The organism is Winogradskyella aurantiaca (assembly GCF_003362725.1).
Taxonomy (GTDB): domain Bacteria; phylum Bacteroidota; class Bacteroidia; order Flavobacteriales; family Flavobacteriaceae; genus Winogradskyella_A; species Winogradskyella_A aurantiaca.
In genome coordinates, this window is record NZ_QKTV01000002.1 from 357,494 (window position 1) to 378,378 (window position 20,885).

The window sequence follows — 20,885 nt, forward strand, 5'->3', positions numbered from 1 at the left end:
TATCTTTAGGATAAAATAAGGCTTATGAAACGTCAACTAATAAGTTCTGGATCAACTTTTGAATCCACCATTGGGTATTCTCGTGCCGTCGTTCATGGTAATTGGATATTTATGTCTGGCACCACAGGGTTTGATTATGGAGATATGAGCATCTCTAATGATATTGTTGACCAAACCAGACAATGTTTTGAAAATATTATTACGGCCTTGAAACAAGCGGATGCCCAATTATCAGATATTGTTCGAGTTACTTACATCGTACCAACCGCCTCAGAATTTGAATTATGCTTGCCAGTGCTGAGAGAGTATCTTGGAGATATTAAGCCCGCAGCAACTATGATTTCTGCTGGTTTAGCAGATCCCAGGATGAAAATTGAAATTGAAGTTACCGCCATAAAAAAGCACTAATGAAATTTATACAAACAGTTATTCTTTATTGTATGACCTTGATGTTTTGCGTTGTTCAGGCACAAGACTCCGGTCAGTACATTTTTAAGAAGGGGGATTATAGCGGGATTGGCAAATGGTATATGGGAAGAGAAATTGCCCATGTCATGGGATACCAAGGAATGACTTGGTTGGAACGCCCAGAACGAGAACAAGAAGAACGTACCTCTCTTCTCTTAGAAAACATGGCTTTGGAACCAACTGATATTGTAGCAGATATTGGTGCTGGTTCGGGTTATCATGTTATTAAAATGGCCCCTCTCGTTAACAATGGGCGTGTTTATGCCGTCGACATTCAGCCAGAAATGCTAGAAGCCATAAAAACGAACCCAAAAGCACGTCCATATTCTAACATCAATCTGGTACTTGGGTCCACAGAGACCGTTAATCTCCCAGAAAACAGCGTTGATAAAGTCCTAATGGTCGACGTTTATCATGAGTTCAGTTACCCCTATGAAATGCTTTTATCCATTAAAAAGGCCTTAAAACCTAATGGAAAAATCTACCTAATTGAATACAGGGGAGAAGACTCTAGCGTCCCCATTAAGCCCCTTCATAAAATGACCGAAGCACAGGCAAAAAAGGAATTTGAATCTGCGGGTTTTTCCTTAGAAGTCAATATGGACAATCTACCCTGGCAACATTGTATGGTCTTTGTTAAAGATGAAAACTAATGTTTAGACTTTATCTGATTGGGCTGAGTATCCTTGTTACAGCAATTGTAGCCAATGCCATAGTTATAAAACTTGGGTTTAAAACATGGTATGATTTTTTAACCCTATTAAATCAAGATATCCCCGCTACGTTTAAAAACCTAGGAGTATTAGATCTTATATGGCTATTTATAGCCTATCCATTTATACTTGGATTCGGATATTGGATTGGCGATAAAATCTTCAATATATTACAGACTATTTTTTACAATGGTTAAACCATTTTAAAACCAACTCAAACTTAACAAATAGTTATGGAAAAAACAGTTACCGAGGCTATAGCCTACAGGCGCTCAACACGAGTGTATACAGATGAACTTATTGACACAGAAAAAGTAAAACAATGTTTGTATAACGCATCTTTAGCACCAACAAGTAGTAACCTGCAGTTATGGGAGTTTTATCATATTACTAATACAGATAAGCTTAAGGCCATGTCTGAAGCTTGTTTTAATCAAAATGCTGCTAAAACCGCACAGCAGCTTGTGGTAATCGTTGCTCGCAAGGATCTTTGGAAGCAACGTGCAAAAGCAAATATCAACTTTTTGAATAGGGCTTTCGATAAACCTAATCTAGAGCCACACTTACTCAAACGTAAAAAACAAGCCACAGATTATTATAAAAAGCTCATTCCAACCATTTATACCGATTTCCTTGGCATTCTAGGATACCTAAAATTTAGTGTATTCCAACTTATGGGATTATTCAAACCCATTTACAGACAAACTAGACAAAGTGATATGCGCATTGTAGCGCATAAAAGTGCAGGTTTAGCCGCCCAAAATTTCATGATAAGTATGGCAGCCATCGGCTATGATACATGCCCTATGGAGGGCAGTGATACCCTAAGAGTAAAAAGAATTCTTGGACTACCTAGAGGTGCTGAAATTAATATGGTAATTGGTTGCGGCATTAGAGATGAGAAGAAGGGTATTTATGGCCCGAGATTTAGAGTGCCTTTTGAAGAGGTTTATCGCGCTGTGAATTAGTCTGTTAGTCCCAAATTATAAATTGGTATTAAATTTTAATATCAACTATTCGGCTTAATTATCTTTGTTTACAATGGATACAATTGTCATTAACAATTTAGAATTCCGATGGGAACCAACAGCATCTCCCATCCTCACTATAGATCACTTAAAACTCAAGAAGAACAGCAGTTTGTTTTTACAAGGGCCTAGTGGCAGCGGAAAAAGTACGCTATTAAGTTTACTGGCCGGGATTTTAGTACCTCAATCAGGTACAATTGAAATGTTAGGGCAATCCATCCATCAATTGAGAAGCAAAGAACGTGACAAATTTCGAGCAGACCATGTTGGGTATATTTTTCAGATGTTTAATTTATTACCCTACCTGAGTGTCCTTGAAAATGTCACATTGCCCTGTTCCTTTTCAAAATCGAGATTCAAGAAATTAGGTAACTCAGATAAGGCCGTGGAAAAAGAGGCGTTACGTCTGCTGAATAAATTGGGTTTTAGCGATAAGCAGTTTTTAAATAAGCCAGTTACAGAGCTCAGCCTTGGCCAGCAACAACGCGTCGCGGCTTGTAGAGCATTGATGGGCAGTCCTGAAATTCTTATCGCCGATGAACCGACCTCGGCCCTTGATGCAGACGCTCAAGAAAACTTCCTCACGCTGCTCAATGAAGAATGTAAAAAAAATGAAATTACGTTGATTTTCGTAAGTCATGACGAACGCCTGGCACAGCAATTTGATCAAGTGGCTAGGCTAAGAGGAGGTAACATCACAGTAGAATCCTTAAAAGGTAAAGTCTTATGAGGAATACTGTATTTAAACTTGCTATTAAAAGTATCCGTTACAGACGGTCCACCATCTTCTTAAGTATTTTTTCCATAGCATTAAGCGTCATGCTGCTATTAGGCATTGAGCGCATACGGTCCAAGGTAGAAGAAAGTTTCACGAGTACCATCTCTGGAACCGACTTAATTGTGGGGGCTCGTACTGGCAATATCTCATTACTTCTATCTACTGTTTTTCATATTGGAAACGCCTCTCAGAATGTGAGTTGGGAGTCTTATCAAAAGATATCACGTTTACCTCAGGTAGATTGGACCATCCCCATTGCACTAGGGGACTCGCATAAAGGCTATTCCGTAATTGGAACAACCCCTGAGTTTTTCCAGCATTTTAAATATTCGGCAGATTTACTTTTATCAACCAGGTCTGGTGAGACCAATATTTCAAACATGTACTGCGTAATTGGGTCTCAGGTGGCCAAAAAGCTAGGCTATGCAGTTAACGACCCTATCATACTAACGCATGGTATGGGTTCCGAAGACTTTTTAACCCACGAAGACGATCCATTTGAAATTGCGGGCGTACTCGCCCCAACTGGAACCCCCATTGATAATTCAATTTTAATTTCATTAAGTTCTCTCGACCATATTCACGAAGAGTTTTATCAATACGATAAAAAGAATGTCAATGTATTTGGAAACTTCGACTACAAACGCGATCGTTCTGCAGCCCAAGTACAGGAGATAAAGGAACAAAATGAGGGAATAAATCACGAGCATGATCACCCTCATGAAAAAGATGGACATAGTCATGACAGCAATACTCAACATGACCACGGGCATGAAGAGGACCATGATCAAGAACATGAAACAGCACATGACCATGATCATGGAGAACCAGGGTCTATAACTGGCTTTTTTCTAGGAGTTAAAAACAAATCAGACATCCTAGTACTGCAACGAACCATTAACGAAGAAAAAGACGAAGCTCTATTAGCTATTCTCCCTGTTGTTACTTTATTGGAACTATGGAACATTATCAACCCTATTGAAAAAATACTGTTGATCATTTCGTTATTGGTACTTATTGTTTCATTAGGAAGTGTTCTAACCTCCATTATTTCAAGCCTCAACCAAAGACGAAGAGAGATGTCAGTCTTAAGATCAGTAGGAGCACACCCAGGCTATATCTTTGGTTTAATTATCATTGAATCAACTGGAATTGTCATCACCGGAATTGTTACGGGCATCATCCTATTGCTTATAGCCTTGGTTATAACCAAACCCATCTTAGCGCAAAACTTTGGCATGATATTAGAAATTGGTCAGTTTACTCAGGGTGAGTTATTGATCTTAGTCGTTATCTTTGTGGCCGGAATTTTGGTAGGTCTCATTCCTGCTATCAGTTCATACAGACGTACACTGTCTGACGGATTAACCATTAAAATATAATTGTAATGCGAAGCCTATTTCTTATAATATTAATTTCAACATTCTCTATACTTGGGGCTCAGGAGGTAAAACTGATCACCTGGAAAGATTTGGAGGCGCCTGTTGATTTTGAGGACCCATATGAAAAACTGGAATTAAAACAGCTTCAGCAACTTGGAGAACTGGCTTATTATCGAGAAATAGAGGCCATGGACAAGTCTGAACTGACCAAATATGAATTATCGCGCAAAGACAGTATAATCAAATGGCTGAAAGCGGATAAAATAGACTATGAGTATTTGTTTGAAATCCGACCAAAGGTGGAGGCGATGCGCGCCAAACGTGGCACAGAACTGAATACAAAACTTAATAACGCCAATATAGAAATTTCAGGTTATTTACTTCCCCTTAATTTTGAACAAGGCAAGGCCAATGAATTCCTATTGGTCCCCTGGGTAGGTGCCTGTATCCATACACCAGCACCACCCAAAAACCAGATCATCTTTGTTAAAACCAAAGATTGGATGGACGCCGTTGAGCTATTTGATCCTGTTATGCTATCGGGAAAACTATCCGTCGAAGAGCAAATATCGGACCTATTCCTTGGGGATGGAACAACCCAAATCAATACCGGCTACAGCATCATTAACGGCACTATTTTTAAGTTCTAGGCAATTCTAAGTATCTTGGCATTGGTAAGTTGCCTAAGCAATGATTGAATTTATAACCGAACTCTTTTTAATTTTTGCGGTCATTGACCCTATTGGATCTATTCCGGTATACGTTGAGGCAACCAAAAAGTTTGGCCTAGCGGACAAAAAGAAAATTGCCATTCGTTCCTGTGCCATTGCTTTCTTTATTCTGCTATTCTTCATTGTTGTGGGGCAGTTTATTTTAGAGGGTATGTCTGTTACGCTGGATGCTTTTCAGATTTCAGGTGGTGTGATTCTCTTTTTATTTGCCACAACCATGATTTTAGGTGATGGCAAACCCGAACGCGAAAAGAGCAATATTACCAATTACAAACAGGTCACCATATTTCCTATTGCCATTCCGTCTTTGGCATCTCCAGGAGCCATTTTGACGGTTGTCCTTTTAACAGACAATCATTTGTACTCTATTGGTGAGCAAGGGGTGACCACATTACAAGTGTTGATTATTCTAGTCCTCACAGCGGCTATCTTATTGGCTGCTAATTATCTTCAAAAAATCATTGGAGATTACGGAATAACAGTCATTAGTAAGATCATGGGGTTAATCCTGGCGGCCTATGCGGTGCAAAGTATCCTTACCGGAATATCGCATTTTTTTGGATTAGTACTCGAATAAGTAATTACTCCCGGAAGTTTTCCAAACCCTTTTGCAACCAATCAAAATACTCGTCAGCATCTGGAGTATAAGCAGTTGTAGCATTTAATAATTCCATATCATGATTTAACAAAATATAGTAGGGCTGAGAGTTGTTTTGAAAATTAAGTGTTTGCAACGTTCCCCATTTATCGCCAATAGTTTTGATGGTCTTAACTGTACCATTGGTACGCAGATAGTTGAACTGTTCATCTTCAGGCATAATACTACGATCATCCACATAAAGCGATATAATCACAAATTCTTCATTGAGCATATCATAAACATCAGCAGTACTCCAAACCTGCTCTTCCATTTTACGACAGTTGACGCAAGCCCACCCTGTAAAGTCGAGCATAATCGGTTTATTCTCATCTTTGGCTACCTCAAGTCCCTCATCAAGATCTTTATAACAATTTAGGTTTAAGGGACAGTCGGATTCTTTCTCATAAATGCTATAAAACATTGGAGGAGGAAATCCACTAAGCGCCTTCAAGTTGGCATGTGCTGTATTAGTAAGACCTGGAATTAAATAAATAACAAAGGCCAAAGTTAAGACAGCTGTTATCCAGCGTCCCTTGCTAATTTTCTGCAAAGGTCCGTCGTGTGGGAACTTAATTTTACCAATGAGGTACAGAATCAAGCCCAGTCCAATCAAAATCCATAATCCAATAAATACCTCACGTTTCAGAAGCCCCCAGTGTTGCACCAAATCCGCATTGGAAAGAAACTTTAAGGCTAGGGCTAATTCTATAAAGCCTAAAACTACCTTAACGGTATTTAACCAGCCGCCACTCTTTGGAAGGGAATTCAACCAGTTTGGAAACATGGCAAATAATGAGAATGGCAGTGCCAATGCCAAACCAAATCCACTCATACCAAGGGTTAATTGCATGGCGCCCGCATCAGAAGACAGACTGCTTCCTAATAAGGTTCCTAAAATAGGCCCTGTACAAGAAAACGAGACAATGGCTAAAGTAATGGCCATAAAAAAGATTCCAATGATACCCCCAATGCTATTGGCCTTACTATCTAAAGCATTACTCCAAGAGGCCGGTAAGGTCAACTCAAAATATCCAAAGAATGAAAAAGCAAACACCATGAAGATCACAAAGAAGATAATGTTAAGTGTGACGTTGGTAGAAATATTGTTTAAAATCTCCGGATCTAAGGTGTCTAAAAGATGAAACGGTAAACTCAATAAGACGTAAATCAGGAAAATGAAAAAACCATACAACACCGAATTAAAGGTTCCTTTCTTTTTATTCTGACCACTTTTTGTAAAAAAGGATACAGTTAATGGTATCATAGGAAATACACAGGGAGTTAGTAAGGCAATTAATCCTCCTAAAAATCCTAGAAAAAAGATGCTGAGATTGCTTTTCTCTTTTATGGTTTCTTCTTCAAAATCATCCCATCCTGACACCTTTAAATCGAGAGCCTGAGACAGGGCTTTACTCCTATCGTCTAATTCTGCACTACCAACACTGGACGCGGTGGTTCCGCCTAAGCCAATAAGAAAGGTATAATCTGCAGGTATGCATTTTTGGTCATCGCATACCTGGTAGTCCACCATGACCTCAATCTGTTCCAATAAAGGATTTGTGAGTTTGATCCGCTGTTTAAAAACTGCAAACCCTTCAAATTTTTTGACTTCTAACTCAAATATCTTGTCGTACTTGGGAGCCACCTCAGGCTCAGAGGTTGTTCCTACAAGTTGGTAGCCTTGATCCTGTCCCAAATACTCAAAATAAGTTGGTAATGGCCCATCGGTTTCTTCCTGTGAATACATGTACCAACCTTGGTCTATGGTTGCAGAAAAGACCAGTTCCCACACACCTTCAGAAATCTCTTTAGTATTGTGGGTCCAGGTGACAGGCTCCAGAACCTGAGCTTGGCCTAGGTTGAAGCATATAAAGAATAAAGCTATAATAAATTTAGGGATGGTAAGTCTCATCAAATATTGCGTTTGCACAAATGTACATTTTGAGCTCGAATTGCCCTATTGACTCTTGAGAATTTATAAAACCGTTAAGAATTGAACCAAAAAAAACCAGCGCTATGGCTGGGTCTTTTGTTTGATGGCACCACCAATCTCAATATCTTCTGAATGCCGCCATTTACTAATACCACCTTCCAGTTCGTAGATTTTTTCAAATCCGGCTTCCTTCAATTTTTTAGCACATTCAGCACTACGCTTTCCAGATTTACAATAGAGGATAACTGGTTTGGTTTTATCCAACTCCTTCACATCTTCATCAAATGTAGGAGATCTGAAATCAATATTTTGTGAATTTGCTATATGTTCTTGTTGATATTCCTCTGGAGTGCGTACATCCACCAACTGCACATCTTCTTGTTCTAAAATATCTTGCATCTCTTGTGCAGAAACCAACTGTACTTCGGAACTGACTTTTTCTCCATTTAAACAACTGGATACTGCCAGAATCAATCCTAACAGTAATGTATATGTGATTTTTTTCATGCTATAATTAATCAGAAATTAATGCGGTTTCACCAGTCCATTCAGAAAAACCACCAACTAAATTAAAGGTTTGTTCAAACCCTAATTGATTCATAACGGCACAGGCCTGAGCACTTCTTCCTCCAGCTTTACAATACACATAATAATTTTTATTCTTGTCTAGTTTCTCTACTTCTTCCAGAAAACCCTGACCTTTGTAAATATCAATATGCACCGCATTTGGAATAATTCCTTCAGCTACCTCTGCATCTGTTCTAACGTCCAAAACAACCGCATTCGTATCGGCATTCAGCTGTTTTGTCCAATTTTCTTGACTTAAATCGCTCATTATGAAGCTAATTCTTAAACAAAATTAACATTTTGTTATGATATAGACGAAAAAAAACCCGAAGTGTTACACTACGGGTTTAAATTTAACATCAATAATGAATATTGACAGTATTGCTATGATAACTTGTGGTTATACCTTTATAGAGCAACCAACTGCTCTAGTCTCAGTAGTTGGTACTTCTTTACCATCTAAAAGAGCATCTACAGCTTCTTCAACATATTTTGTATTGACCATACTAGCGTCCTGATAATTGTCATCGATGGCACCGATATACTTCACCTCATTTCCGCGCTTGGTGCGTTCAAGAACATAAACATGAGGCGTTTTAGTAGCACCATACTGCGGATAAATTTTTTGACCCTTATCCATTAAGTACGGAAAGGTAAATCCTTTAGCCTTGGCTCTTGCTTGCATCGCTTCCATCTTATCACCAGGCTTTACATCTGTATTATTAGGCATAATAGCAATTACAGGGTATCCCTTATCAGCATATTTCTTATCCAATTCAATAATGCGGTCTTCATAAGCCACCGCATATGGACAAGTGTTACAAGTAAAAATGACGATGAAACCTTTGGCATCCTTGTAATCAGATAAGGAAACCATTTTGCCATCAATATTTTCTAATTCAAAATCGGTGGCAATGTCACCTACCTTATAACCACCTTTATCAGCAGTAAAGGCAGTTGTGCCCACCAATACCAATAGAGCCACAAATAGTTTTAGAGTTTTCATAATACAATTGGTTTAATTTATAAATTCTTTGATTTCTGTTTCTAATTCTTCATAGGTAAAGGATCGCTCATAAAATTTACGCTTTCCATTCTTATAAATAATGGTAGCCGGCAAAGCCCCAGACCAAGTACTGTCGATTGCCGGAATCCAACGATTCTGGTCCACATCATCTAAAGCTACAACTGTAGACTTTAAATCATGTTTTTCAAGAAAGGGCACAAGCTTCGACTCATATTTACGGGGGAAATCCAGGCTAACTAATAACAATTCCAAATTATGCTTTTTATAGGTATCCCCTATCTGTTCAAAATACGGTAACTCTTTAATGCAAGGTGCGCACCAGGTAGCCCAAAAATTAACGACATGAATCTTATCATCTTCTTTATTAATTAATGGAGCCAGGCCATCGTAGTCATATACCTCAAAAGGAAGATTATCATAATTCTTCTTATTTCCAGATACGGTTTCTTTGGTATTAGTAGAGGCCACAGGTGTCTTGGCTTCCTTTTTGCAAGACATAACCAAAACACAAATGCATAAGAGTAGGTATTTCATAGTCTAAAATTAACCATGAAAATACCCTACCCTAAAAGTTTAACAAAATATTAAAGCAGACACATCCAATTTAATATACATTTGTATATACAATTGTTGTAGGTGAAAGAATTAAAAGAATTATTAAAAACAAAGGAAAGCTTGCCCCTATCTCGAGCAACAGTTATTAGCATAATGCATAGTAACAGTTGGATAAAGGACGGTTTACTTACTTGTTTAAAACCTTTTGATCTTTCAATAGAACAATTTAATGTGTTGAGAATCCTAAGAGGACAAGATGGATCCACCATCAATCTTCAAGATATACAAGAACGTATGGTTAATAAAATGAGCAATACTACCCGATTGGTCGATAAGCTCATTTCCAAAGATTTGGTTGAAAGAAGCATTTGCGAAAACAATAGAAGAAAGGTTGATATTGGGATAACGTCCAAAGGATTGAAGTTACTTAAAGAGATTGATCCACTTATTGATGCCAAGGAATCTGAATTGACTTCACAACTCAACAATAAAGAACTTGAAATATTGAATACTCTTTTATTAAAACTCAAAAATTGAATTAAAATCATGAAAACCAAAACAACAAAAATTGCAACGCTTTTTGTCTTAGCTCTTGGACTAATGTCATTTACAGCGTTAAAAGAAATGACAGTAGATGTAAGTAAAAGTACCGTTACATGGAGAGGATATAAGGTAACAGGTCAGCACGAAGGCACCATTAATTTAAAAAGTGGTGTTCTAATGTTTGATGGAAAGACCTTAACAGGTGGAAAGTTTGTGATGGATATGGCATCTATCAACACTACAGATTTGGAAGGAGATTACAAAGGTAAATTAGACGGTCACCTAAAGTCACCTGACTTTTTTGGCGTAGAAAAGCATCCAACTGCTAAGTTTGAAATTACAAAAGCTGTTAAGAAAGGTGATGTTTATACTGTAACCGGAGATCTAACTATTAAAGCAATTACCAACCCGGTGACATTTGAAATGACTGTTAATGGGGATACAGCTTCTGCCAGCTTAAAAATAGATAGAGCAAAATATGATGTTAAATATGGTTCTGGAAGTTTCTTTGACAATCTAGGAGACAAAACCATCTATGACGAATTTGATTTGAACGTTAACCTAACGTTCTAAACGATTTGATTGATTAATAGCAAATTTAGGTTATGATTCCTGTTCGACGTTCCGGCAGGAATCTTTTTTTAAATTAGTTTGAAATCAAAAGTTTGCTTTATATATTTGAGCTTTAAATGAAAAAACTAAATCAACATACTTGGTGGTGGAATGCATATGACTCATAGTCGTGAGCAGACCTTGTATGTAAAAAATATAAAATAGGGCTTGTCATCACGACAAGCCTTTATTTTTTGGACTAAGATTGCTGAAGATGACACAATATCAATTAAAGACCTACCATAAGAAAATCCTTGCGGATACAATTACACCTGTAAGTATCTATCTAAAAGTCAGGGATAAGTTTCCTAATAGTATTTTGCTCGAGAGTAGCGATTATCATACTAATGACAACAGTTTTTCCTACATCTGTTGTAATCCTATAGCTAGTATTAAAGTAGCAAACGAATTGATTGAAGCACATTTTCCCGATGGTCACAGGACTGCACATTCCACATCAGAGAGAGATGTTATTGAAAGCATCCGAGAGTTTTCAGAAGCATTTAAAGCGGATGAATCGGATACCTTTAAGTTTATCCACAATGGAATTTTCGGGTACATTGCTTATGACGCTGTACGGTATTTCGAGGATATCCAAATTTCTAAAAAACCAGACTCAATTGATATTCCAGATGTAATGTATTCGGTTTATAAGAATATCATTGCTATTAACCACTTTAAAAATGAGGCCTACATATTTGCTCATTGCTTCGAGGATGACAATAATATTGACGAACTATTACAGCTCATTGAAATCCGTCAATTTGCTTCTTACAAATTTGAACCTCAACAAGGTATCTCGTCCAACTTGACTGATGAGGAATACATGGAACACGTTGAATTAGCCAAGCAACATTGTGCCAGAGGTGATGTTTTTCAGCTCGTTTTATCCAAACAGTTTTCACAACAGTTTTCTGGTGATGAATTTAATGTTTACAGAGCCTTAAGAAGCATCAACCCCTCTCCTTATCTGTTTTATTTTGATTATGGCAACTTTAAGATATTTGGAAGCTCTCCAGAAGCACAGCTAGTCGTCAAGGAGGGGAAGGCTGAAATCCATCCCATCGCAGGAACCTTCCGAAGAACTGGTAACGACCTAAAAGATGCAGAATTGGCTGAAGCGCTCATTGAAGATGACAAAGAAAATAGTGAACACGTTATGCTGGTAGACTTGGCCAGGAATGACCTTTCGAGACATGGATCAGAGGTGACAGTAGAAAATTACCGTGAGGTGCAGTTTTTTTCTCATGTGATTCACTTAGTCAGTAAAGTTACAGGGCAAAAGTTTGATGATACAAATACGATGCAGGTCGTCGCTGATACATTTCCAGCCGGAACTCTTAGTGGAGCCCCTAAACACATGGCGATGCAATTGATTGAGCGCTATGAAAAAACCAGTCGTGGCTATTATGGCGGGGCCATTGGCTTCATGGATTTTAGGGGCAATTTTAACCATGCCATTATGATCCGAACTTTTCTTAGTCAAAATCACCACCTGTTTTGGCAAGCAGGAGCGGGAATTGTGGCCAAGTCAAGCCCCGAAAATGAGCTACAAGAAGTATATAACAAATTAGGCGCCTTGACCAAGGCTATAGAATTAGCTGAAGAAATTTAAAATGAAGAAAGTACTAGTCATAGACAATTACGATAGTTTTACTTATAACCTGGTTCATTATCTGCAAGATTTGGGCTGTGAAGTTGTGGTTAAACGCAACGACAAACTTGATTTAAAAAGCATTGAGTCGTTTGATAAGGTATTATTATCACCTGGCCCTGGGATTCCAGATGAGGCTGGGCTACTAAAAGAAATTATTTCTACCTATGCCCAAACCAAAAGTATTCTTGGAGTGTGCCTAGGGCAACAAGCCATCGCTGAAGTTTTTGGTGGCAGCATTGTTAATCTGGATACGGTGTATCACGGTGTAGCCACAAAGGTGACGCTTACAGATGTTGAAGACACTTTATTCGATGGTTTGGACACAAGCTTTTACGTTGGAAGATACCACTCATGGGTGGTTGATACGAACTTACCAGAGGTTCTTGAGGTAACCTCATACGACATTAACGGTCAGATCATGTCTTTAAAGCACAAAACCTTGGATGTCAAAGGTGTACAATACCATCCGGAATCGGTATTAACCCCAGACGGGAAAAAAATATTAGAAAACTGGATTAATTCATAAACAATGAAAGAACTTCTCAACAGGTTAATTAATCAGGAATATATTTCCAGTGAAGAGGCCAAAAGAGTCCTTGTTAATATATCAGAAGGCGCTTATAATGAAAGTCAGATTGCTTCTTTTTTAACCGTTTATATGATGCGCTCCATAACCATTGAAGAACTCAGTGGATTTAGAGACGCCCTATTAGACTTATGTATCCCTGTTGATATCGCCGAATATAATGCCATTGATCTCTGCGGAACAGGGGGCGATGGTAAAAATACCTTTAATATCTCAACGCTTGCCTCTTTTATTACCGCGGGGGCGGGAGTTCATGTGGCCAAGCACGGAAATTATGGGGTGTCTTCTGCAAGCGGATCCTCCAATGTAATGGAAGCCATGGGAATCAAGTTTAGTAACGAAATTGAATTCTTAAAAAAATCATTGGATGAGGCCGGGATTTGCGTATTACATGCCCCGCTCTTTCATCCCGCCATGAAAAACGTAGCTCCCATTAGAAGAGCACTTGGCGTAAAAACCTTTTTTAATATGCTAGGGCCAATGGTTAATCCGGCCTTTCCTAAAAATCAAATGGTTGGTGTATTCAACTTAGAATTGCTGCGTTTATACGGCTATCTCTATCAAGAAACAGATAAGAATTATGCCATTGTTCATGCCTTGGACGGTTATGACGAAATATCACTAACTGGAAAGACCAAAGTGGTATCCAACAATTCTGAAGCCTTATTTGGTCCAGAAGCCTTAGGACTAGATACGATACATCAGGAAGCTATTTTTGGAGGTGACACTGTTCAAGAGGCTGCGGCTATATTCAAATCAATAATCGAAGGTCAGGGTACCGAGGCCCAAAACAATGTCGTATGTGCTAACGCCGGATTAGCTATTGCCACCTCCAAACAAATCTCACATAAGGATGGGTTTGACATGGCCCAAGAGTCATTGCGTTCTGGAAAGGCCAAACGAAGTTTAAATAAATTGATTGAATTGAGCAGATGAACATCCTAGACCGAATAGTACGTGATAAAAAACGAGAGGTTGCCCTGAAAAAGGAACTGATACCTTTGAAGCAATTAGAATCATCGGTTTTGTTTTCAAGATCCACCTTTTCACTTTCCAACAGTCTCAAATCAAGCACATCAGGAATAATTGCTGAACACAAAAGGCGGTCTCCGTCAAAATCGGTGATCAATCAAAACTTAAATGTTTGGGAAGTGGCCACTGGGTATGAAAAGGCTGGAGTTTGTGGCATGTCAGTTTTAACAGATGGCAAGTACTTTGGTGGTTCATTGGACGATTTATTACTAGCACGTTCCAGTTCTAACATCCCCTTATTGCGAAAAGAGTTTATTATAGACCCCTACCAAATTGTTGAGGCTAAAGCTCATGGAGCCGATGCAGTACTTTTAATTGCTGCCATTTTAGAACGCCAGGAAATCAAACAATTCTCTGAACTAGCCCAGTCTTTAGAACTTGAGGTACTATTAGAAGTACACAACCAGATGGAACTAGAGAAATCAAATATGCCCTCATTGGACATGTTGGGTGTCAATAACAGAGATCTAAAAACCTTTAAGGTTAGTCTTGATACTTCCAAAACGTTGTCATCAAAAATTCCAGATGATTTTGTGAAAGTTTCAGAAAGTGGCATTAGCTCCATTGAAGCTATAAAAGACTTACAAGCTTATGGTTACCAAGGCTTTTTAATTGGTGAAAATTTTATGAAAACTGATAATCCAGGAAAAGCAGCAAGCTCCTTTATAAAAACTCTAGAAGGATGAAGCTAAAAGTATGTGGTATGAAATACGAAGACAACATGAAAGCAGTGGCAGCCTTGCAACCTGATTTCATGGGTTTTATATTTTTCGACCGGTCTTCACGCTTTTTTGAAAGTCAGATACCGCAATTACCTGAATCCATTAAAAAAGTTGGTGTTTTTGTAGATGCTCCAGTGCACGAGGTTAAGCGTTTAATTAAAACTCATAGTCTGGACATGATCCAACTGCATGGCAAAGAAAGCCCTGAATACTGCAATGAACTTTATGATGTTGAAATCATAAAGGTATTCTCAATTAAAGACGCCTTCGATTTTAATACACTAATACCCTATGAGACCGTTTGTGATTTTTACTTGTTTGATACCAAGGGGCAATTACCTGGAGGCAATGGTTATTCATTCAATTGGAATGTTTTAGAAGACTATCCCTCTACCAAACCCTATTTTCTTAGTGGTGGTATTGGCCTTAATGAAATAGAAAATGTGAAGGAGTTCCTTAAAAAGCCTTATTCAAAATACTGTTATGCAATTGATGTGAATAGTAAATTTGAATTAAAGCCTGGACTAAAAAATACAGATGAACTAGAAAAATTTAGATATGAGTTACAACGTTAATGAAAAAGGATATTATGGCGACTTTGGTGGCGCTTACATCCCCGAAATGCTATATCCCAATATTGAGGAGTTACGTAATAATTATTTAAAGATTACATCCGAAGCTTCATTTAAAGAAGAGTTTGCACATCTTTTAAAAGATTACGTTGGAAGACCTTCTCCCCTTTATTTTGCTGATCGACTTTCTAAGAAATACAATACCAAAATCTATTTAAAACGAGAAGACCTGAATCATACAGGGGCTCATAAAGTCAATAATACTATTGGTCAGATCTTATTGGCAAAACGATTGGGTAAGAACCGCATCATAGCGGAAACTGGTGCCGGTCAGCATGGTGTTGCAACTGCAACGGTTTGCGCGCTTATGGGAATTGAATGCGTGGTATATATGGGCGAAGTTGATATTGCTCGCCAAGCTCCTAATGTAGCACGAATGAAAATGCTAGGTGCCAAGGTTGTACCTGCCCTATCGGGTAGCCGAACCTTAAAAGATGCTACCAACGAAGCCATGCGCGATTGGATCAATAATCCTGTTGACACCCATTATATTGTTGGAAGTGTTGTAGGTCCGCATCCATTTCCAGATATGGTGGCGCGATTCCAAGCCGTAGTTAGTGACGAAATCAAATGGCAATTACAAGAAAAAGAAGGAACGGAAAAGCCGGATTATCTTATAGCCTGCGTAGGAGGAGGCAGTAATGCTGCTGGTACTTATTATCATTATTTAGATGATGAATCTGTTAAAATTATCGCTGTGGAAGCAGCTGGTAAAGGTATTGATACAGGGGAAAGCGCAGCAACTTCGGTCTTAGGTAAGGAGGGAATCATTCATGGATCCAAAACCCTTATGATGCAAACAAAGGACGGACAAATAACAGAACCTTATTCCATTTCAGCCGGCTTGGATTATCCTGGTGTAGGCCCTATGCATGCGAATTTATATCGCACAGGGCGCGCCGAATTTATTTCCATCACTGATGATGAAGCCATGACAGCCGGATTGGAATTATCGCAGTTAGAAGGCATTATTCCGGCCATAGAAACATCCCATGCCCTGGCTGTTTTCGATCATAAAAAATTCAATCCAAACGATATCATTGTCGTTAATCTATCGGGTCGTGGAGATAAGGACTTGCAAAATTACATTGACTACTTTAAGCTGTAATAATGAACAGAATAAATCAAAAACTTCAAGAAGACAAAAAGCTATTATCCATTTACTTCACTGCCGGCTACCCAGAACTGGAAGACACCGTCGAAATAATCGAAAAACTTGAGAGCAGTGGTGTAGACATGATTGAAATAGGGTTGCCCTTTAGTGATCCACTTGCAGATGGCCCCACCATTCAGGACAGCTCTACTCAGGCATTGAAAAATGGCATGTCTACTGAAAAATTGTTTGAGCAATTAAAATCCATTCGAGAATCAGTAAGCATACCCTTAATCATAATGGGTTACTTTAATCCAATTCTTCAATACGGAGTGGAAGCGTTTTGTATAAAATGTCAGGAGACTGGGATTGATGGGTTAATTATACCTGATCTTCCTGTTGATGTGTATCATGACACCTACAAAACCATTTTTGATTCGTACGGTCTCATCAATGTCTTTTTGATCACCCCTCAAACATCAAAGGATCGCATCCATTTTATTGATTCTGTTTCAGAAGGATTTATCTATATGGTGAGCTCTGCCAGTACTACCGGTGCCAAGTCAGGATTTGGAGACGAGCAAACACAATATTTCGATCGCATTGCTGAAATGAATCTTAAAAATCCTCAAATTGTTGGATTTGGTATTTCAAACAATCATACCTTCCAACAAGCTACGCGACACTCCAAAGGTGCCATTATAGGCAGTGCATTTATAAAGCATCTTAGTAATTATGGAAAAGGAGGTATTTCTGAATTTGTAGAATCCGTTATTAGATCTGAAACTACTTAAACAAAAAATTGACGCAGATTTAGTTAATTGTATAACTGAAATAAAAACGATGTCTTTAATCCTAATCTGAGCAAAATAGTAAGAATCCTATTCTTGTATATCAAATAAAGAATATACACCATTTTAATTACCTTATAAACTAAACAAGAAATAGTTTATGCTGCTCCAAAACTACAATTGAGTTATTTTTTTATCCCAATTTCGTTCTCAAAAGTGGGAATAAACTATATTCTTTTGAACGTAATTAATTGCTAAATATCTGATAAACTGTTAAAAGTAAATATATTTCCCTAAATTAGAGTAGCTAATTAATTAACCTTAAATATTTTTTAATATGAAAAAACTTCTTTTTGGACTAATGCTTTTTGCCACGACAGCGCTATCAGCACAAGAGCTGGGTATAAGATTTGGTAATACAGCGGCAGGAAGTCAATCTAATAATGTAGCAGTAGACGGTATTTTTGCTGCTGGTGAATTCAGCAGAATACATGCCGACGTTTCATTTGGCAATGGTGTTGGCGTTGATGCCTTGTGGGACTTTTTATACCGGCCATTAGGCGGTGAAGCATTTTCATGGTATGTTGGTGTAGGACCCAGTCTTTTTATTGGTAATAAATTTTGGCTAGGTGTTTCTGGTGAAATTGGACTAGAATATGCATTTAACGGAGTACCTATTGTTTTAGGTATAGATTGGCGCCCAACTTTCTGGCTTTTAGAAAAGACAACATTTGAAGCAGGTGGCTTTGGTCTCAACATAAGATATCGTTTCAAATAAAAGAACAAGCCCTTTACAAAAAAGCCTGAGGATACCCTCAGGCTTTTTAGTTTAATAATTGAAATAAAAATTATTCATTTATCTTGTAAATACTAAGTCAAAATCTGAAGATAAAGACTCTGACAAGCGATAATCATCTGAATTAAAAGCCTTAATATCTTCTATTGATTGGGCACCCGTTTCAACAATATATCTCGCCATTAAACCACGAGCATACTTAGCAAAGAAACCTATCATTTTGTATTGCCCATCTTTAAACTCCTTGAACGCAATATTGTAAACAGGAACCTTAAGTACCTTTCGATCTACAGCCTTAAAGTATTCATTGCTTGCAAGGTTGATAAAGAGCTCTCCCTCTTCCAATTCCTCGTTTAATTGTTTAGTGAGATGTTTTTTCCAGAATTCATAAAGATTTTTATTTCTCCCAACGGTCATTTTGGTTCCCATTTCCAATCGATATGGCTGAATTAGATCCAATGGTTTTAAAACACCATATAATCCTGAAAGAATTCTAATTGTATCCTGTGCAAAACCCAACTTAGTTTTGTCAATGGTGTAAGCATCTAATCCCCTGTACACATCACCATCAAAGGCATACATAGCTGGCCTAGAATTGGTACTGGTAAAGGGGAGGTTCCAGTCCTGATTACGCTCATAGTTCAATTGACCTAACGCATCTGAAATAGACATTAATCTAGATAAGCTTTTAGCCGATTTTTTCTTAAGGACTTTATTCAAGCGTTCAGCTTCTGTGAGAAAAACTGCATTTGAATGATCAGTCACTGGTAATGGTGATTCAAAATTGAGCGACTTAGCAGGTGACAGTACGAGTTTCATAATTAGTATGGATTTGAAGCGAAATTACGACCACAAGGACTAAAATAAAATAGGAATTAACATAAAATTCCTATAGTATTATTACTACTCTTTATGTCTGGCATACCCACGCCACTTTTCAATACAGGCAGTCATGTCTTCAGGTATATCAGAGGTGAATCGCATGAATTCTCCAGTCCTGGGATGTTTAAACCCTAAGGTCTTAGCATGTAGTGCTTGTCTGGGAAGAATCTTAAAACAATTCTCTACAAATTGCCGGTATTTCGAGAAACTAGTCCCTTTTAAAATCATGTTGCCACCATAACGCTCGTCATTAAAGAGCGTATGTCCTATGTGCTTCATATGAACCCTTATCTGATGCGTTCTTCCCGTTTCAAGTCGACATTCAACTAGTGTGACATAAGTAAAGTGTTCCAACACTTTATAGTGAGTAACAGCAGGCTTCCCTTTGTCAATTTCATCCTCAAGAAAAACGGTGTTTTGAAGCCTGTTTTTAGGATGCCTTCCAATATGACCTTCTATAGTACCTTCCTCATTCTCAATATTTCCCCAAACCAATGCAACATAAGATCGTTCTGACGTTTTATCTGCAAATTGTTGTGATAAATCTGCCATCGCTTGTTCCGTTTTAGCTACAACTAACAAACCACTGGTGTCTTTATCTATTCTATGAACTAACCCTGGTCGATCACTCGAGTTTTTTGGGAGGTTCTCAAAATGGTAAATCAAGCCGTTAATTAAAGTCCCTGAATAATTCCCATGACCTGGATGCACCACCATTCCTGCTGGTTTATTCACGACAATAAGATCGTCATCCTCATAAACTATATCTAGCTCCATCGGTTCTGCAACCAAAAGATATTCATGAGGTGGATGCTCAAATTTTACTGAAATCTGATCAAATGGTTTTACCTTATAATTGGATTTTACGGCTTGGTCATTTACAAAAATATTGCCTGATTTAGCGGCGGCTTGAATCTTGTTGCGCGTGGCATTCTCAACAAAATTCATGAGGTATTTATCAATTCTTAAAGGTTGTTGCCCCTTATCTACTGTAAATGCATAGTGCTCAAAAAGTGAGTCCTGATCTAAATCCTGAATTGAATTACTCATACTAATTTCTAGAACGGCGCTTGCCATTTCCTACCTCTAAATCAATGACTGAGGTCAAAGGTAGAAGATCACCTGGTTCTACTGGCTCTCCCTTGTGATACATTTTTAAAACCACGTCTTTTCCAATATAGTCCTCATAAGTTAACTCACCAATTTCCAAACCAATGGCTTCAAGCGTAGGCCTGGCCTGACGTAAGGTTCTCATTTCTATATTGGGCACCTCAACCTTTCTATATCCTGAGGGATTATAGGTTATATAAATCTTCCTATTTTCTTTAACTCTGGATCCTGCTTTTGGATCCTGCTCTATAACGGAATATTTGGGGTAATTAGGATTATAATTAGAAGAATCCTGAACGGCCATAACCAAATCCTTGTCCTTCAACTCAATTTCAACGGTCTCTAAAGACTTACCTTTTAAATCGGGAACAATTATAAATTCACCGTGATTGGTAGTTGCATCTAACCAACGTAAAAGGAAGAAAATGATAACAACCACGGCGACTATAGCCAGGCCAAGTTGTTTAAAGAATGTTTTACTAACTAGAAATTTAAGGACGCTCATAGCTCTTGGGGACAAATCTAATGAAATTACAACCGATTAAAAATATTTAAACGACTTTAGGCTTATATACGTATACAAGGCAAAAATTGATTTTTAAACAAA

General features: G+C 38.1%; 26 protein-coding genes. 18 read left to right on the forward strand and 8 right to left on the reverse strand.

Features of this window, described 5'->3' with window-relative positions:
* Nucleotides 1-24: 24 nt before the first annotated feature.
* The 8 genes from DN064_RS05820 to DN064_RS05855 all read left to right on the forward strand — a co-directional run bounded on the left by DN064_RS05820 (nucleotide 25) and on the right by DN064_RS05855 (nucleotide 5,677).
* Nucleotides 25-408 carry a RidA family protein gene (locus DN064_RS05820; RefSeq protein WP_115461685.1) on the forward strand — a complete coding sequence of 128 codons (384 nt, stop codon included), beginning with the start codon at nucleotides 25-27 and terminating at the stop codon, nucleotides 406-408.
* Nucleotides 408-1,121 carry a class I SAM-dependent methyltransferase gene (locus DN064_RS05825; protein ID WP_115461686.1) on the forward strand — a complete coding sequence of 238 codons (714 nt, stop codon included), beginning with the start codon at nucleotides 408-410 and terminating at the stop codon, nucleotides 1,119-1,121. Before DN064_RS05820 ends, DN064_RS05825 begins: the two co-directional genes overlap by 1 nt.
* Nucleotides 1,121-1,378, forward strand: a complete 258-nt coding sequence (locus DN064_RS05830) for a DUF7672 family protein (protein ID WP_115461687.1) — start codon at nucleotides 1,121-1,123, stop codon at nucleotides 1,376-1,378. The genes DN064_RS05825 and DN064_RS05830 overlap by 1 nt, the downstream gene beginning before the upstream one ends.
* 36 nt (nucleotides 1,379-1,414) lie before the next feature.
* On the forward strand, nucleotides 1,415-2,149 hold the full coding sequence (locus DN064_RS05835; RefSeq protein WP_115461688.1) for a nitroreductase family protein: 735 nt from the start codon (nucleotides 1,415-1,417) through the stop codon (nucleotides 2,147-2,149).
* 73 nt (nucleotides 2,150-2,222) lie between these two features.
* A complete protein-coding gene (locus tag DN064_RS05840; protein WP_115461689.1) occupies nucleotides 2,223-2,939 on the forward strand; it encodes an ABC transporter ATP-binding protein in 717 nt (238 codons plus the stop codon).
* Nucleotides 2,936-4,369, forward strand: a complete 1,434-nt coding sequence (locus DN064_RS05845) for an ABC transporter permease (protein ID WP_115461690.1) — start codon at nucleotides 2,936-2,938, stop codon at nucleotides 4,367-4,369. The genes DN064_RS05840 and DN064_RS05845 overlap by 4 nt, the downstream gene beginning before the upstream one ends.
* A 5-nt stretch (nucleotides 4,370-4,374) precedes the next feature.
* Nucleotides 4,375-5,019, forward strand: a complete 645-nt coding sequence (locus DN064_RS05850; protein ID WP_115461691.1) for a DUF3299 domain-containing protein — start codon at nucleotides 4,375-4,377, stop codon at nucleotides 5,017-5,019.
* Between the two features lie 40 nt (nucleotides 5,020-5,059).
* A complete protein-coding gene (locus tag DN064_RS05855) occupies nucleotides 5,060-5,677 on the forward strand; it encodes a MarC family protein (protein ID WP_115461692.1) in 618 nt (205 codons plus the stop codon).
* Between the two features lie 4 nt (nucleotides 5,678-5,681).
* On the opposite strand, the gene DN064_RS05860 is transcribed toward DN064_RS05855, so the two are convergent.
* The 5 genes from DN064_RS05860 to DN064_RS05880 form a co-directional block, all read right to left on the reverse strand.
* Nucleotides 5,682-7,652 carry a protein-disulfide reductase DsbD family protein gene (locus DN064_RS05860; RefSeq protein ID WP_115461693.1) on the reverse strand — a complete coding sequence of 657 codons (1,971 nt, stop codon included), beginning with the start codon at nucleotides 7,650-7,652 and terminating at the stop codon, nucleotides 5,682-5,684.
* Between the two features lie 102 nt (nucleotides 7,653-7,754).
* Entirely contained in the window at nucleotides 7,755-8,180 is a 426-nt protein-coding gene (locus DN064_RS05865; RefSeq protein WP_115461694.1) for a rhodanese-like domain-containing protein, read from the reverse strand.
* A 7-nt stretch (nucleotides 8,181-8,187) separates the two neighbouring features.
* Entirely contained in the window at nucleotides 8,188-8,508 is a 321-nt protein-coding gene (locus DN064_RS05870; protein WP_115461695.1) for a rhodanese-like domain-containing protein, read from the reverse strand.
* 132 nt (nucleotides 8,509-8,640) lie between these two features.
* Nucleotides 8,641-9,246, reverse strand: a complete 606-nt coding sequence (locus tag DN064_RS05875; protein WP_115461696.1) for a thioredoxin family protein — start codon at nucleotides 9,244-9,246, stop codon at nucleotides 8,641-8,643.
* A gap of 12 nt (nucleotides 9,247-9,258) precedes the next feature.
* The gene (locus tag DN064_RS05880) at nucleotides 9,259-9,801 is read right to left on the reverse strand and encodes a TlpA family protein disulfide reductase (protein ID WP_115461697.1); all 543 of its coding nucleotides are present in this window, start codon (nucleotides 9,799-9,801) and stop codon (nucleotides 9,259-9,261) included.
* Nucleotides 9,802-9,903: 102 nt separating this feature from the next.
* On the opposite strand from DN064_RS05880, the gene DN064_RS05885 reads away from it, so the two are divergent.
* From DN064_RS05885 to DN064_RS05930, 10 genes are all read left to right on the forward strand, one after another.
* Nucleotides 9,904-10,359, forward strand: coding sequence for a MarR family winged helix-turn-helix transcriptional regulator (locus tag DN064_RS05885; protein ID WP_232827395.1), 456 nt, complete (start codon nucleotides 9,904-9,906; stop codon nucleotides 10,357-10,359).
* Between the two features lie 9 nt (nucleotides 10,360-10,368).
* Nucleotides 10,369-10,938, forward strand: a complete 570-nt coding sequence (locus DN064_RS05890; protein ID WP_115461698.1) for a YceI family protein — start codon at nucleotides 10,369-10,371, stop codon at nucleotides 10,936-10,938.
* A 253-nt stretch (nucleotides 10,939-11,191) separates the two neighbouring features.
* The gene (locus DN064_RS05895; RefSeq protein WP_115461699.1) at nucleotides 11,192-12,592 is read left to right on the forward strand and encodes an anthranilate synthase component I family protein; all 1,401 of its coding nucleotides are present in this window, start codon (nucleotides 11,192-11,194) and stop codon (nucleotides 12,590-12,592) included.
* Between the two features lies 1 nt (nucleotide 12,593).
* The gene (locus tag DN064_RS05900; protein WP_115461700.1) at nucleotides 12,594-13,160 is read left to right on the forward strand and encodes an anthranilate synthase component II; all 567 of its coding nucleotides are present in this window, start codon (nucleotides 12,594-12,596) and stop codon (nucleotides 13,158-13,160) included.
* A 3-nt stretch (nucleotides 13,161-13,163) separates the two neighbouring features.
* Nucleotides 13,164-14,156 (forward strand): anthranilate phosphoribosyltransferase, encoded by a 993-nt coding sequence (trpD, locus tag DN064_RS05905; protein ID WP_115461701.1) that lies wholly within the window; start codon nucleotides 13,164-13,166, stop codon nucleotides 14,154-14,156.
* On the forward strand, nucleotides 14,153-14,938 hold the full coding sequence (trpC, locus tag DN064_RS05910) for an indole-3-glycerol phosphate synthase TrpC (protein WP_115461702.1): 786 nt from the start codon (nucleotides 14,153-14,155) through the stop codon (nucleotides 14,936-14,938). The genes trpD and trpC overlap by 4 nt, the downstream gene beginning before the upstream one ends.
* Nucleotides 14,935-15,549 carry a phosphoribosylanthranilate isomerase gene (locus DN064_RS05915; protein ID WP_115461703.1) on the forward strand — a complete coding sequence of 205 codons (615 nt, stop codon included), beginning with the start codon at nucleotides 14,935-14,937 and terminating at the stop codon, nucleotides 15,547-15,549. The genes trpC and DN064_RS05915 overlap by 4 nt, the downstream gene beginning before the upstream one ends.
* Nucleotides 15,533-16,714 (forward strand): tryptophan synthase subunit beta, encoded by a 1,182-nt coding sequence (gene trpB / locus DN064_RS05920; RefSeq protein ID WP_115461704.1) that lies wholly within the window; start codon nucleotides 15,533-15,535, stop codon nucleotides 16,712-16,714. The genes DN064_RS05915 and trpB overlap by 17 nt, the downstream gene beginning before the upstream one ends.
* A gap of 2 nt (nucleotides 16,715-16,716) precedes the next feature.
* The gene (gene trpA, locus DN064_RS05925; protein WP_115461705.1) at nucleotides 16,717-17,493 is read left to right on the forward strand and encodes a tryptophan synthase subunit alpha; all 777 of its coding nucleotides are present in this window, start codon (nucleotides 16,717-16,719) and stop codon (nucleotides 17,491-17,493) included.
* A 334-nt stretch (nucleotides 17,494-17,827) separates the two neighbouring features.
* A complete protein-coding gene (locus DN064_RS05930; protein WP_115461706.1) occupies nucleotides 17,828-18,268 on the forward strand; it encodes an outer membrane insertion C- signal in 441 nt (146 codons plus the stop codon).
* A 78-nt stretch (nucleotides 18,269-18,346) separates the two neighbouring features.
* On the opposite strand, the gene yaaA is transcribed toward DN064_RS05930, so the two are convergent.
* From yaaA to DN064_RS05945, 3 genes are all read right to left on the reverse strand, one after another.
* Nucleotides 18,347-19,105 carry a peroxide stress protein YaaA gene (gene yaaA, locus DN064_RS05935; protein WP_115461707.1) on the reverse strand — a complete coding sequence of 253 codons (759 nt, stop codon included), beginning with the start codon at nucleotides 19,103-19,105 and terminating at the stop codon, nucleotides 18,347-18,349.
* An 84-nt stretch (nucleotides 19,106-19,189) separates the two neighbouring features.
* Nucleotides 19,190-20,218 carry an RluA family pseudouridine synthase gene (locus DN064_RS05940; protein WP_115461755.1) on the reverse strand — a complete coding sequence of 343 codons (1,029 nt, stop codon included), beginning with the start codon at nucleotides 20,216-20,218 and terminating at the stop codon, nucleotides 19,190-19,192.
* A gap of 1 nt (nucleotide 20,219) precedes the next feature.
* Nucleotides 20,220-20,783, reverse strand: coding sequence for a PASTA domain-containing protein (locus tag DN064_RS05945; protein ID WP_115461708.1), 564 nt, complete (start codon nucleotides 20,781-20,783; stop codon nucleotides 20,220-20,222).
* Nucleotides 20,784-20,885: the final 102 nt, after the last annotated feature.